This window comes from Cryptosporangium phraense (assembly GCF_006912135.1).
In the GTDB taxonomy this organism is placed as follows: domain Bacteria; phylum Actinomycetota; class Actinomycetes; order Mycobacteriales; family Cryptosporangiaceae; genus Cryptosporangium; species Cryptosporangium phraense.
In genome coordinates this window covers 1-13,038 of sequence record NZ_VIRS01000068.1, presented here as the reverse complement: position 1 = coordinate 13,038, position 13,038 = coordinate 1, and the positions used below count along the sequence as shown (strand labels likewise).

11 protein-coding genes and 2 riboswitches are annotated in these 13,038 nt (G+C 72.8%); of the genes, 1 reads left to right on the top strand and 10 read right to left on the bottom strand.

Annotated features, from left to right (window positions below):
- Nucleotides 1-1,176: 1,176 nt before the first annotated feature.
- The 10 genes from gcvP to clsA all read right to left on the bottom strand — a co-directional run bounded on the left by gcvP (nt 1,177) and on the right by clsA (nt 10,592).
- Nucleotides 1,177-4,035 carry an aminomethyl-transferring glycine dehydrogenase gene (gcvP, locus tag FL583_RS39475; RefSeq protein WP_142710045.1) on the bottom strand — a complete coding sequence of 953 codons (2,859 nt, stop codon included), beginning with the start codon at nt 4,033-4,035 and terminating at the stop codon, nt 1,177-1,179.
- A 38-nt stretch (nt 4,036-4,073) separates the two neighbouring features.
- Nucleotides 4,074-4,172: riboswitch (glycine riboswitch) on the bottom strand.
- 8 nt (nt 4,173-4,180) lie between these two features.
- A riboswitch (glycine riboswitch) is annotated at nt 4,181-4,276 on the bottom strand.
- A gap of 15 nt (nt 4,277-4,291) precedes the next feature.
- Entirely contained in the window at nt 4,292-4,924 is a 633-nt protein-coding gene (locus FL583_RS39470) for a MerR family transcriptional regulator (RefSeq protein ID WP_170324111.1), read from the bottom strand.
- Between the two features lie 216 nt (nt 4,925-5,140).
- Complete coding sequence (locus tag FL583_RS39465; RefSeq protein WP_142710044.1) at nt 5,141-5,608, bottom strand: bifunctional nuclease family protein; 468 nt, start codon at nt 5,606-5,608, stop codon at nt 5,141-5,143.
- A 116-nt stretch (nt 5,609-5,724) separates the two neighbouring features.
- Complete coding sequence (ftsR, locus tag FL583_RS39460) at nt 5,725-6,438, bottom strand: transcriptional regulator FtsR (RefSeq protein WP_142710043.1); 714 nt, start codon at nt 6,436-6,438, stop codon at nt 5,725-5,727.
- The gene (gene odhI, locus FL583_RS39455) at nt 6,435-6,836 is read right to left on the bottom strand and encodes an oxoglutarate dehydrogenase inhibitor Odhl (RefSeq protein ID WP_142710046.1); all 402 of its coding nucleotides are present in this window, start codon (nt 6,834-6,836) and stop codon (nt 6,435-6,437) included. The genes ftsR and odhI overlap by 4 nt, the downstream gene beginning before the upstream one ends.
- A gap of 259 nt (nt 6,837-7,095) precedes the next feature.
- Nucleotides 7,096-7,479: a glycine cleavage system protein GcvH gene (gcvH, locus tag FL583_RS39450; protein WP_142710042.1), complete on the bottom strand. Its 384-nt coding sequence runs from the start codon at nt 7,477-7,479 to the stop codon at nt 7,096-7,098.
- A 47-nt stretch (nt 7,480-7,526) separates the two neighbouring features.
- Nucleotides 7,527-8,645 carry a DUF881 domain-containing protein gene (locus FL583_RS39445; protein ID WP_142710041.1) on the bottom strand — a complete coding sequence of 373 codons (1,119 nt, stop codon included), beginning with the start codon at nt 8,643-8,645 and terminating at the stop codon, nt 7,527-7,529.
- Complete coding sequence (locus FL583_RS39440) at nt 8,642-8,974, bottom strand: small basic family protein (RefSeq protein WP_142710040.1); 333 nt, start codon at nt 8,972-8,974, stop codon at nt 8,642-8,644. Before FL583_RS39440 ends, FL583_RS39445 begins: the two co-directional genes overlap by 4 nt.
- Complete coding sequence (locus FL583_RS39435) at nt 8,971-9,975, bottom strand: DUF881 domain-containing protein (protein WP_142710039.1); 1,005 nt, start codon at nt 9,973-9,975, stop codon at nt 8,971-8,973. The genes FL583_RS39440 and FL583_RS39435 overlap by 4 nt, the downstream gene beginning before the upstream one ends.
- Nucleotides 9,972-10,592, bottom strand: a complete 621-nt coding sequence (clsA, locus tag FL583_RS39430) for a cardiolipin synthase ClsA (protein WP_142710038.1) — start codon at nt 10,590-10,592, stop codon at nt 9,972-9,974. Before clsA ends, FL583_RS39435 begins: the two co-directional genes overlap by 4 nt.
- A 247-nt stretch (nt 10,593-10,839) precedes the next feature.
- On the opposite strand from clsA, the gene FL583_RS39425 reads away from it, so the two are divergent.
- Complete coding sequence (locus tag FL583_RS39425; RefSeq protein WP_142710037.1) at nt 10,840-12,822, top strand: S8 family peptidase; 1,983 nt, start codon at nt 10,840-10,842, stop codon at nt 12,820-12,822.
- Nucleotides 12,823-13,038 lie beyond the last annotated feature (216 nt).

Genomic DNA, 13,038 nt, shown 5'->3' with positions numbered 1-13,038 from the left:
CGGGGGCCGGGGCCGAGGCCGCCGCAGAAGGCCGCCGCCGTTGGGCCGCCGCCGGAGGGGTCGCCGCACGAGGGCCCGGCTGCGGGCCGCCGCCAGGGGGTCGCCGCCGCAAGGGCCGCCGGATGCTTCGGTCCCGCCGGGGCGCAGCTTCCACTGAAATTGCTGGGCCGAGGCGCAGAAGCCCCGGCCCAGTCGCATGTCCGCCCACCCCTGTCATCCTCCGCATTGCGCCGCTGCACCACCGCCCTCGCCCCTTCCGGGCCGCGCACCCCGCACAATCACCCAGCCCCCGCGCCACGCCCCCGCACAACCACGCCTCCGGGCCCCGCTTTCCGCACGACCGCGCCTCCGCGCCGCGCATTCTGCACGACCGCGCCTCCGCGCCGCGCATCCCACACGAGCGCGCCTCCGGGCCGCGCATCCCGCACGACCACGCCTCCGCGCCCCGCACCCCAGACGAGCACCAAGAGCCCACGAGGCCGCGCGCAGCGTCCCCACTCCCGGACCTCGCGATGCAGACGGTCGCCGCCACGCTTTCGATGGCAGGCGCGCCGCCCCCACCTACCTCGGTCCCACGCCCCCAAGGCCCCGCGTTGCCGCGCGGGGGGCTTCAGCGATGGATCAGCGCGCTGTGCTGGCTCACCCGCCGCCGCGCGGCGCTCCGCGCTCCGCCGCTCTCAGACGCGCCCGGTCAGGTGGCCGCACCCGCGCGAGACGGGCGCATTCGCGCGAGCTAAATCCCGTCCAAATGCGCCCAGCCGGTCCGACGGCGCTCACCCAAGCCGGAGGCCCCAGCCGGTCGGAGGCCCCAGCCGGGCCGAAGGCCCCCAGACGCGCCCCGGTCAGGTGGGCGCACCCGCGTGACACGGGCGCACTCGCGCGAGCTAAATCCCGTCCGAACGCGCCCAGCCGGTCCGACGGCGCTCACCCAAGCCTGAGGCCCCAGCCGGGCCGCAGGCCCGGAGGCCCCAGCCGGGCCGCAGGCCCCCAGCCCGACCGAAGGCCCCCAGCCGGTCCGAAGGCGCCCAGTTCCTTCCCCCAAACCGAGCGACGCGACCTCCATAACGCCCAGCTCCCGGCGCAGCCGGCGCCACCCGGCCAGATCCGGAGCCCACCCGCACCCCAGTCAGCCAACCTCCGTCACCGCAATCGACCGACCCCAACGACACTCCCGCCTCAGATCGACGCGAACGCCTCCGGCGCGGGGCAGGAGCAGACCAGGTTCCGGTCGCCGAACGCCCCATCGATCCGCCGCACCGGCGGCCAGTACTTGTCCGCACTCCGGCCCGACGGAAACGCCCCCAGCGCCCGGTCGTACGGGTGATCCCACTCCCCCGTCACCATCGCCGCGGTGTGGGGGGCATTGACCAGCGGGTTGTCGTCGGCCGGCCACGTACCCGCGGCGACCGACTCGATCTCGGCCCGGATCGCGATCATCGCGTCGCAGAAGCGGTCGAGCTCGGCCAGGTCCTCGGACTCGGTCGGCTCCACCATCAGGGTCCCGGCCACCGGGAACGACATCGTCGGGGCGTGGAACCCGTAGTCGATCAGACGCTTCGCCACGTCGTCGACGGTCACGCCGGTCGACTTGGTCAACGGGCGCAGGTCGAGGATGCACTCGTGGGCCACGAGGCCGCCCTGGCCCGCGTAGAGCACCGGGAACGAGTCGCGCAGCCGCGCGGCCACGTAATTGGCCGCCAGCACGGCCGCGCCGGTCGCCGCGGCCAGGCCCTCGGCGCCCATCAGGCGCAGGTAGATCCACGGCACCGGCAGGATGCCGGCCGAGCCCCAGGGCGCGGCCGAGACCGGCCCCGGTCCCGTCGCCGGGCCCGCGTCGGCGCGCAGCGGGTGGTTCGGCAGGTACGGCGCCAGGTGCGAGCGCACCGCGACCGGGCCGATTCCCGGGCCGCCTCCGCCGTGCGGGATGCAGAACGTCTTGTGCAGGTTCAGGTGGCTGACGTCGGCCCCGAACTTGCCCGGCTTGGCGAACCCGAGCAGCGCATTCAGGTTCGCCCCGTCGACGTACACCTGGCCGCCGGCGTCGTGCACCAGCGCACAGACCTCGGTGATCGTCTGCTCGTACACCCCGTGCGTCGACGGGTACGTCACCATCAGCGCGGCCAGATCGTCGCGATGGGCATCGATCTGCGCGCGCAGATCGGCGAGATCTACGTTCCCGTCGGCGTCACAGGCCACGACGGCGACCCGCAACCCCGCCATCACGGCCGAAGCCGCGTTGGTGCCGTGCGCCGACGACGGGATGAGACAGACGTCCCGGTGCGCCTCGCCGCGGTCGCGGTGGTAGGCCCGGATGGCCAGCAGCCCGGCGAACTCCCCCTGCGAGCCGGCGTTCGGCTGCAGCGAGACCTCGTCGTACCCGGTCACCTCGGCCAGCCACCGGGACAGGTCGGCGATCATCGCCGTATACCCCGCGGTCTGCGACTCCGGCGCGAACGGGTGGATGTTCGCGAACTCCGGCCAGCTGACCGGCTCCATCTCGGTCGTCGCGTTCAGTTTCATCGTGCACGACCCGAGCGGGATCATCCCCCGGTCGAGCGCGTAGTCGCGATCGGACAGCCGGCGCAGGTACCGCAGCATCGCGGTCTCCGAGCGGTGCTCCGAGAACACCGGGTGCCCCAGGAAAGCATCGCTCCGCACCAGCGACGCCGGGATCGCGTCCGCGGTGGCGACGTCCAGCGCCGGCACGTCGAGCGCGGTCACGTCGAGCCCGACCGCCGTCCAGACGACGCGCAGGTGCTCGACCGTCGTGGTCTCGTCACAGGAGACGCCGACCGTGTCGTCGTCGACCTGGAGCAGGTTGACGCCGGCCGACGCGGCCGTCGCGACGACCTCGGAGGCCCGGCCGGGCACCGAGACGCGGACCGTGTCGAAGAACGTCTCGGTCTGGGCGGCCGCGCCCAAACCGGCGGCCAGCACCGCGGCCATCCGGTGCGTGCGCAGCGCGATCTGCTTCAGCCCCTCGGGGCCGTGCCAGACCGCGTAGGCGCCGGCCATGACGGCCAGCAGCACTTGCGCGGTGCAGATGTTGCTGGTGGCCTTCTCCCGGCGGATGTGCTGCTCGCGGGTCTGCAGCGCGAGCCGGTAGGCGGGCGCGCCGGCGGCGTCCCGCGAGACCCCGACCAGACGCCCCGGCAGCGACCGGGCCAGCCCGGAAGAGACCGACATGTAGCCCGCGTGCGGGCCGCCGAATCCGAGCGGCACGCCGAACCGCTGCGCCGACCCCACCGCGATGTCGGCGCCCAGCGACCCCGGCGAGCGCAGCAGGCACAGCCCGAGCAGGTCGGCCGCCACCGCCACGAGCGCCCCCCGCGAGTGGGCCTCGGAGATCAGCGACGAAGGATCCCGCAACATCCCCGAGCTGCCCGGGTACTGCACCAGCACTCCGAAGAACTCCGATTCCGGCAGCGACGACGAAACCACCAAAGAAATACCCAGCGGCTCCGCCCGCGTCCGCAGCACCGCAAGGGTCTGCGGGTGCACGTCCGGATCGACGACAAAAACGTTCGAGCGAATCTTCTTGGCCGCCCGGCGCGCGAGCGTCATCGCCTCGGCGGCCGCGGTCGCCTCGTCCAGCAAGGAGGCACCGGCGACCGGCAGGCCGGTCAGGTCGCTGACGACGGTCTGGAAGTTCAACAGGGCCTCGAGCCGGCCCTGGGAGATCTCCGGCTGGTAGGGCGTGTAGGCCGTGTACCAGGCCGGGCTCTCGAGGACGTTGCGGCGGATCACCGGCGGGGTGATCGTGTCGGAGTAGCCGAGGCCGATCATCTGGGTCATCGGCCGGTTGCGGGCGGCCAGCGCGCGCAGCGCGGCGGTCGCCTCGGCCTCGGAGACCGCGGCCGGCAGGTCGAGGCCCTCCTCCAGGCGGATCGACGCCGGGATCGCCGCGGACAGCAACGCCGAGACCGACGGCTGACCGACGACGTCGAGCATCGTCGACACCTCAGCGGCGGACGGCCCGATGTGACGACGCGCGAACGGAGTGGACAGCGACGCGAGCGAAGGACGATCGGTCATGACAGGGAGCTCCGGGGGTGTGGGAACACAACGGACCGGTCTCCCCCTCTGTCATCGGTACCTGAGAGCTTCACCCGCGCGGGGGCTTGCACCGTCGGTGAGGCGCGACAGTGCGCCTGCTTTCCAGAGTCGTCCGGGCGTGGCCGCCCACCGCACGGTCCTGAGGCCTGAGAGGTTCCGGGGAGGTTGCTCCTTCGGCGCCCTGGGACTGGCTGCCCAGGAACTCTCCCGTACGGGTACTGACGTGAAACGAACCTTACCCGGTTCGACGAGCCCTACGCCTCGAGAGTTCGTCGTCGTCGGGGCGGGTCGCCGGGGCCGGGGAGCCGTTCGCGCGCTCACCGGGCAGCTTGGCCAGCGAACCCTCGATCTCGCGGAACGCCCCGCCCACCGCGATCCCGAACACGCCCTGACCGCCCTGGAGCAGGTCGACGACCTCCTCCGGCGACGTGCACTCGTACACGGTCGTGCCGTCGGAGAGCAGCGTGATGCGGGCGAGATCCTCGACCCCGCGGGCCCGGAGCTGGTCGACCGCCAGCCGGATGTTCTGCAGCGAGACCCCGGCGTCGAGCAGCCGCTTCACGATCTTGAGCACCAGGATGTCGCGGAACGAGTACAGCCGCTGCGAGCCCGAACCCTGCGCGCCCCGGATGCTCGGCTCCACCAGCCCGGTGCGGGCCCAGTAGTCGAGCTGCCGGTACGTGATGCCGGCGACGTGACAGGCGGTGGGCCCGCGGTACCCGACGTTCTCGTCCGGCGACGACGCCTCAGGCTCGAACAGGACGCCCTGACCGTCGTACGTAGGGTGCAGGGGCGCGGTCGGCGCCCCGGCGAGGCCCCCGGAAACCGGGAGCTCGGCCTGGCCGGCCGTACCGTCGCGCTTGACCACCGCTGACCTCCGCGCGTGTGCCGATCCACTGTGCCCCCGAGACCTCGACGGTAAGAGGGCGGTGAACACCGGTCAACGTCCGACGACGGCGTGTCGCGACCTTCCGGATGCGCTCAGCGGATTACAGTACCTCGAAATAGGGCATAATGCCCGGAACACTCAACCAAGCTTGTGCACGAACCCCTATTTTTCTGAAAGACGCTCAGGAGCCCGCGCTCAGGAGCCCGCGAAGTCCTCGGGCGAGATCGTGTCGAGGAACTCGCGGAACTTCGCGACCTCGTCCTCCTGCTCGTCCGGGATGATGATGCCGGCCTCCTCGAGCACCGCTTCCGCGCACGTGATCGTGACGCCGACCCGCAAAGCCAGCGCGATCGCGTCCGAGGGGCGCGAGCTCACCCGCACCCCGTCGCCGATCACCAGCTCGGCGTAGAACACGTTGTCACGCAGCTCGACGATCTCGACCTTGCGCAGCGGCGCTTCCAGCGCGCCCAGAACGTCACGCAGGAGATCGTGGGTCAACGGCCGGGTCGGCCGGACCCCCTGCTGCTCGAACGCGATGGCGGTCGCCTCGACCGGCCCGATCCAGATCGGCAGGTAACGATCCCCCGCGACCTCCTTGAGGAGGACGATCGGCTGGTTGTTCGGTAGCTCGACCCGCACACCGACGACGTTGAGCTCCTTCACCCGTACCTCACCCAGCCTCTGCACTCGCGCGCGCGGGGACGCTGAGAGCCCCCAGCTTGCCTCTGTCGAACGTACACGTCCCGCCCACACTCGGCCCGTCGGCGGGGGGCCGAGGATCAACCCCCGAGAGGCCCGCGCAGGCGCGCCTGGACGAGCGCCGTGTGCAACCGCAGCGAGAGCGCCGCGAGCTCCCGGACGGTCTCCTCGGCCCGAGCCTTCGCCTCCGGCCCGCGCTGCCGCGCGACCGGCGCGACGACCTGCTCGAACAGGCCCACCTCGCGGTCGGCGGCGGTCTTGTACCCCCGAAGATGACGTGGCTCCAGCCCGAATTCGGCCATCCGCGCCACCGCCTCGGCGATCGCCAGCCCGTCGGCGTCGTACCAGCCGGCTCCGCGGGCGGTGATCAGGCCGTAGCTCTCGATCTGCTTGAGCTGGGCGTCGCTGATGCCGGTCCGGTCGAGCAGGTCCGAGCGCGAAAGTCGGACATCAATCTCAGGTCGGGAGAAATCGCCCGCAGACGGAAGCGCCTCCTCCTCCACCAGCGCGCGCGGGTTCTGCACCGGGACACCCCCGCCCATCGACTGGAGGTGCTCGCGGATCACGCGCAGCGGGAGGTACTGATCCCGCTGCGCGGCCAGCACGTACCGGAGCCGGGCGACGTCCTCGCTCGAGTACTTGCGGTACCCGGCCGGCGTGCGCTCCGGTTCCACGAGCCCTTCGGACTCGAGGAACCGGAGCTTGGAGATCGTGGTGTCCGGGAACTCCGGCCGGAGCTGGGCGAGAACCTCGCCGATGCTCAAGAAGGCCCGCGCGTTCCCGGACGCCGTCACGGAGCGACTCGCGGGCCCGAGAGAAAGACCAGCCGGAACTTGCCGACCTGCACCTCGTCGCCGTTGGCGAGCGTGGCCGACTCGACCCGCTCCCGGTTGACGTAGGTGCCGTTCAGGCTCCCGACGTCGCGGACGACGAAGACGCCACCCTCGCGGCGGAACTCGGCGTGCCGGCGCGACACCGTCACGTCGTCGAGGAAGATGTCGCTCTCCGGGTGACGACCGGCCGTGGTGACGTCGCTGTCCAGGAGGAACCGGCTCCCCGCGTTGGGGCCGCGCCGGACCACGAGCAGCGCCGAACCGGGCGGCAGGCTCTCCGCGATCCGGGTACCTTCGGGGTCGCTCCCCCCGCCGGCCTCCGACGCCTCGACGACGTCGTCGATGGCGCCGAGGATCATCGTCGAGGTGACGTCCACCTGCTGCTGATCGTCCTCGGAATGGCGGCTCACCGCACACCTCCGGCGTCTAGGGCCCGCGGGCACAGCGGAGCGGATGCTGGAGGGGCACCCTTCAAGTTCGATCGCCTCCCAGTCTGAAGTCTTGTCGCAGAACTGCGGCCCAGTCTGGCAGACCAGGTCACAGTGAGGGGACGACCACCCGCCTCGCGACCGGTGTTCGACCCACGAAGCCTAGTGCAAGCAGGTAAGCGCCCGCGCGTCAGTCCTTCTCCGTCAGCTCGCGGTACTCGTCGGCGCTCAGCAGCCCGTCCAGGACGCTCGGGTCGTCGAGCTCGATCTCGAGCATCCAGCCCCCGCCGTAGGGCTCGCCGTTGACGAGTTCCGGCTGGTCGTCGAGTGCCTCGTTCTTCGCGGTCACGGTGCCGCTCACCGGCGCGTACACGTCGGACACACTCTTCGTCGACTCGACCTCGCCCACCGCCTCGCCGGCCGTGATCGAGTTGCCGACCTCCGGGAGCTGCACGAAGACGATGTCGCCGAGCGAGTCCTGGGCGTAGTCGGTGATGCCGATCCGGACGATGCTCCCGCTGGTCGCGCGGATCCATTCGTGCTCGGCGGTGTACCGCAGATCGTCGGGGATCACGGAGGTGGTTCCTTTCACACGTCAAGGAGGGTCACACGGTCTGACGGTCAGTCCACCGGCTCGGCGTACCGCGGCGACGCCGGCGAGAGCGTCGCACTCACGGAGACCGGATCCGGGGTGGTGATCTGCACCGTACCGGTGGCGCCCTCGACCGAGTCGACGACACCACCGGGGATGACGAGCGCGGCCCGCATCGTCTGCGGCTCCCCGATCGCCAGCAGCGTGTACGGCCCGGTGAGCCGTTTGTCGCCGACCAGCAGATCGTCGTCGACGTCGAGGAACGCGGTCGACGCGATGATCCGCACGGTCCCGCCGCTCTGGCCGGAGATCTGCATCGCCTCGGCCCCGGCCCCGCGCAGCTCCTCGACCGCGTCCAGGATCACCTCGGCCCGCAGCGGCGTGCGGCCGGGCCGGAAGACCAGCCGCAGCCCGTCGCCGACGGCCGGGGTCGTGCCGGCCAGGATGCCGAGCTCGGTGGCCCGCTCCTCCAGGTCGCGCTGGGCCGTCTCCGACCCCTCGGCCTCGGTGGTGAGGGCCTGCCGCCGTTGTTCGAGGTCGCTGATCTCGGTCTGCAGCCGCTGCTGACGGCTGTCCAGCTCGTCGAGGATCCGGACCAGGTCTTCCTGACGCGCGCCGGAGAGCTGCCCGTCCTGCTGGTTGCGGCGCAGCTGCGCGGCCAGGCTCAGCCCGAGCAGCGCGCAGAGCGCGACCGCGGCGGCCTTCATCCACCACTGCCGCCGCGAGGTCTCGGCCGGGTCCCGGTGCGCGGGCGACGGCCCGCCGACGCTCCCGGCCCGCACGATCTCCCGGCCACCGTCGCCGGTGAGACCGGTTCCCTCGGCGGTGCCGCGGCCGCCCTCGGCGGTGCCGCGGCCGCGCTCGGCGGGAGCGCTGCCGCCGTCCGGGGAGGCGTCGTCCGCGGTGGCGCCGGCCGCGGGCGCGGGGCCGGCGGCCGCGGGCGGCGCACCCGCCGCGCTTCCCGCCGTCGATGCGCTCGACGCGGACGCGGACGCGGACGCCACGGGAAGCGTGATCGCTTCGGTGACCGTCTCGTCCGGATCGGGCATGGTCGGATCGGGCTTGGTCGGATCGGGCCTGGTCGGATCGGGCCGGGAGCCGGCCGGGTCCTGCTCGCGCTGGCGGGGCAGGTCGTCCGGGCCCGTCATGCGCGGAAGATGTGGCGCCGGATCGCCGCCACGTTCCCGAAGATCCGGACCCCGAGCACGACCACGACCCCGGTCGACAGCTGACCGCCCACCCCGAGCTTGTCGCCGAGGTACACGATCAGCGCGGCCACCAGGACGTTGGACACGAACGAGACGACGAACACCTTGTCGTCGAAGATGCCGTCCAGCCGGGCCCGGATACCGCCGAACACCGCGTCCAGCGCGGCCACGACCGCGATCGGCAGGTACGGCTCGAGCCCGGTCGGGACGGCCGGCTTGAACACGAGACCGACGACGATGCCGACGACCAGCGCCACCGCGGGGATCAATCGGCACCTCCGGAAGACGAGGGGGACGGGGAGTCAGGGGGTGGCGTCGACGCGGCCGCGCCGGTCGACGTCGTCGGGGACGCCCCCGGGGCCCCGGACGACGACGGGGACGGCGGCGCCGCCACCCGCAGCTCCGGCTCCGGACCGGCCGGGAGGCGCAGCGAATCCTCGCGGCGCAGGTCGAACCCCATCTTGTAGTCCTTGACGTACGTCTGGAACCGGCGCACGGCCGGTGCCCGCAGCAGTTGCCGGTACAGGTCGTCGGAGTCGCCGACCGCGGTGATCGTGTACGGGTTGTCGACCGGCCGGAAATCGACCAGGACGGCGGATCCGGCCGACCGGATGGCCGACAGCGCGGTCAGCCGCTGCCCGTCGACCGCGATCGCCTCGGCCCCGGCCGCCCAGATCGCGTTCGCGAGCAGCTGCAGATCGGTGTCCTGCACCAGGTAGGCCTCGGCGTCGCCGACCTCGGCCCCGGTGACCGGGTCGCGGGGCGGTTCGCCGTCGGACACCTGCATGACGATGCCCGGCCCCTTGACCGGCCCGAGCCCGGTGAGCGCCTCGGCGTCCCGGACCCGGCGGGTCAGCGCGCGGCCCGAGGAGCTGTTCGAGACCGCGGAGTCCTGGGCGGCCGCGACCTGCTCCCGGCGCTGGTCGGCGGTGCGCTGCAGGGCGTCGGTGTCGTCCTGGGCGCGGCCGATCTCGGCGGTCAGCGCGTCCCGGGTCACCGCCGCGGCGGGCGCGGTGGCGACCGTCTCGCGGTAGGCGATCGCCAGGATGACGCCGATGACGGCGGCGCAGGCGATCGTCAGCACACCGCGGCTGCGGGTGGCGAACCGGGACGGCGGCTCACCGGTCTCCCGGCGCCGCGCGGCCGCGGCGTAGCCGGGGTCGAGGTGGTTGTTCATCAGGTCGGCCAGCATCGTGAGGCCGGGAGAGGGCGGCGCGCCCTTGCCGAACAACCGGAAGCCGGTCTCCGTCTCCCTGGGTGGTGTCGTCACCCGGCCGCCCTGACGGTCTCGCGGCGGGCCAGCCGGACGAGCTGCCCGGTCTGGAAGACGTACAGGGCCGCGGCCCACCAGTACAGCCCCACGCCCCAGATCGCGAACGCCCAGCCGATCGGCATCGCGATCGTGCCGACGATGCCGTCCTGCCCGCCCAGCAGCAGCAGCGGGAACGCGTAGAGCAGGTTGAACGTCGCGGCCTTGCCCACGTAGTGCACGGGCAGCGCCTCGTAGCCGTAGTGGCGCAGGAACAGCAGCGCGATCCAGAGCACGCCGTCCCGGACGATCAGGGCCAGCGCCAGCCACCACGGGATGATGCCGCGGATCGCGAACGTCAGCACGGTCGTGAACACGTAGAGCCGGTCGGCCAGCGGGTCGAGCAGCTGCCCGATGCGGCTGACCTGGCCCCAGGCCCGGGCCAGAGCGCCGTCCAGCCAGTCGGAGAACCCGCTGACCACGAGCACGAGCAGGGCCAGCAGGTCGGCGTGCAGCACGAGCACCAGGTAGATGAACACCGGCACGCCCAGCAGGCGCAGCGCGCTCAGCGCGTTCGGGACGGTGAGGACCCGGGCCGTCACCGGTGGATCGGCGACCGCGTCTGTTGCCTCGGGCACGATCCGGCCTCCCCTCCGCTGCTCGCCGTCGGTCCGTACCCGCCCATGCTGCCATCCCGGCGCGCTTCGGGGGCGACCGCTAGGGCCGCGGTGGCCCGGGCCACTGCGTCGGGTGCGGGTCCGGAGCACTCCGGTTCCGGCCAGGGCGCAGCCCCGGCCCGGGCCTCAGACGGCTGCGACCTGCGTCGACTGACTCACGAAGCCCACATGGACGTGGGTCGGAAGTCGTTTTTCGAGGAGTCGATCCGTGACCGGTCGTAACCGCCGTTCCGTCCGTAGTTCGTCGCGCCGCGCGCGGTTCACGGCCGGGGTTGCCGGCTTGACGGTGGTGGCCGGCGCGGTGGCCGGGGCTGTACTCGTGGCCGCGGGGCCCTCCGCCGCGGTCGCGTCCGGTTCGGGCTCTTCGGTGACGACGATCACGCCGGCCGCGGCCGTCTCCCCCACCCTCCGGGGGGCCGGGGGGTCGGTCGCCGACGCCGCCGCCGGGGCGAGCGGGTCCGTCGCCGGGGCGAGCGGGTCCGTCGCCGGCGCGGGCGCTTCCGTCCGGACGTGGGCGGTCAAGGCCGCGAGCGTCAGTGCCGACCCGGCTCGGATCGTCGCGGGCGTTCGGGCCGACCAGCCCGTCAGGATCGTGAGCGTCCGTACGATCGGCGGGCGGCCGAGCGTCAGCAGTGTGACGGTGACCGGCCGCGCGTCGGCGACGGCCGCAGTGGCCGCGGCCCAGCAGGACGCGGCGACCGTCTCGGTCGGTGTCGACGAGGTCGTGCACCTGACCGACGACGGGACCGCCACCGCGGCCGCCACCAACGACCCGCTGCGCTCCCGGCAGTGGGCGCTGACGACGCTGAAGGCGGAGACCGACTGGACGAAGTCCACCGGCAGCGGCGTCACGGTCGCGGTGATCGACACCGGGGTGCAGGCCTCGCACCCGGACCTGGCCGGGCAGGTGCTGAAGGGGATCGACCTGGTCGGCGACAAGCCCGCGAGCACCGACGGCAGCAACGACGAGAACGGTCACGGCACGCACGTCGCCGGCATCATCGCCGCGGTCGCGAACAACAAGATCGGGGTGGCCGGCCTCGCGCCGAACGTGAAGATCCTGCCTATCCGGGTGCTCGACGCCGACGGCTCCGGCTACGACTCGGACATGGCCAAGGGCATCATCCAGGCCGTCGACCGGGGCGCGAAGGTCATCAACCTGTCGGTGGGTGGCACCGAGGCCGGTGCGACCTCGTCGGCCGTGCAGTACGCGCTGTCCAAGAACGTCACGGTCGTCGCCGCGGCCGGCAACGAGCGCCAGGACGGCAACGCGACCAGCTACCCGGCCGCCGACGCCGGCGTGATCGGCGTCGCGGCGACCGACTCCACGAACAAGGACGCCGACTTCTCCAACACCGGCAGCTACGTGGACGTGGCCGCGCCCGGTGTCAGCATCCTGTCGACGTACATGGGCAGCCAGTACGCGACGATGTCGGGCACCTCGATGGCGACGCCGTACGTGGCCGCGACGGCGGCGCTGCTGAAGTCGGTGTCGCCGGGCCTGACCCCGGCGCAGGTCACGACCGCGCTGGAGAGCACCGCGACGGACCTGGGCGCGGCCGGCCGGGACGACGTGTTCGGGTACGGCTTGATCAACCCGTACGCGGCGCTGTGCGGGCAGGTTTCGTGCGACGGGTCGTCGCCGACCGTAGCCACGGCGTTCCGGCTGGCCAGCGGCGCGGGGTCCACGGTCGTCGCCGGGACCCGGGTGACGGTCCGCGCGACGCTCACCGACGCGTCCACCGGCGAGGCGATCGGCGGCTCCGCCGTTTCGGTCTGCGTCCGCACGCTCCCGGCCCCCACTCTGCGGTGCACCGCGACCACGACCGCCGCAACCGGCGCGGTGACCTGGACCGGCATCGCGACCGGCACGACGACGGTCTACTTCACCCACGACGCGGACGCGACGACGACGGCCTCCAGCACCGCGACGGCGACCTACACCGCGACCGCGAAGACCACGCTGCGGGCCGGGAAGGGAACGCTGACCGCGACGGTGACGCCGGCGACGCGGCAGGGTGTGACGCTGGATCGCTGGAGCGGAAAGACGTGGGTCAAGGTTTCGACGAAGACGTCGTCGGCCGCCGGGGTCGCGTCGTTCACGAAGCTCAAGCCCGCGACGTACCGGGTCCGAGTCGCCGCCGGCACGGCGACGGCAGCCTCGACGAGCACCAGCGCCCGAGTCAGCTGACCCGGAGCCGCAGGCCGCAGGCCGCAGGCCGCAGGCCGCAGGCCGCAGGGCCGCAGGCCGCAGGCCGCAGGGCCGCAGGCCGCAGGGCCGCAGGCCGCAGGGCCGCAGGCCGCAGGGCCGCAGGCCGCAGGGCCGCAGGCCGCAGGCCGCAGGCCGCAGGCCGCAGGCCGCAGGGCCTTGCCCCTTGATCCTGGACACTTGACGCAGGGACCTCTG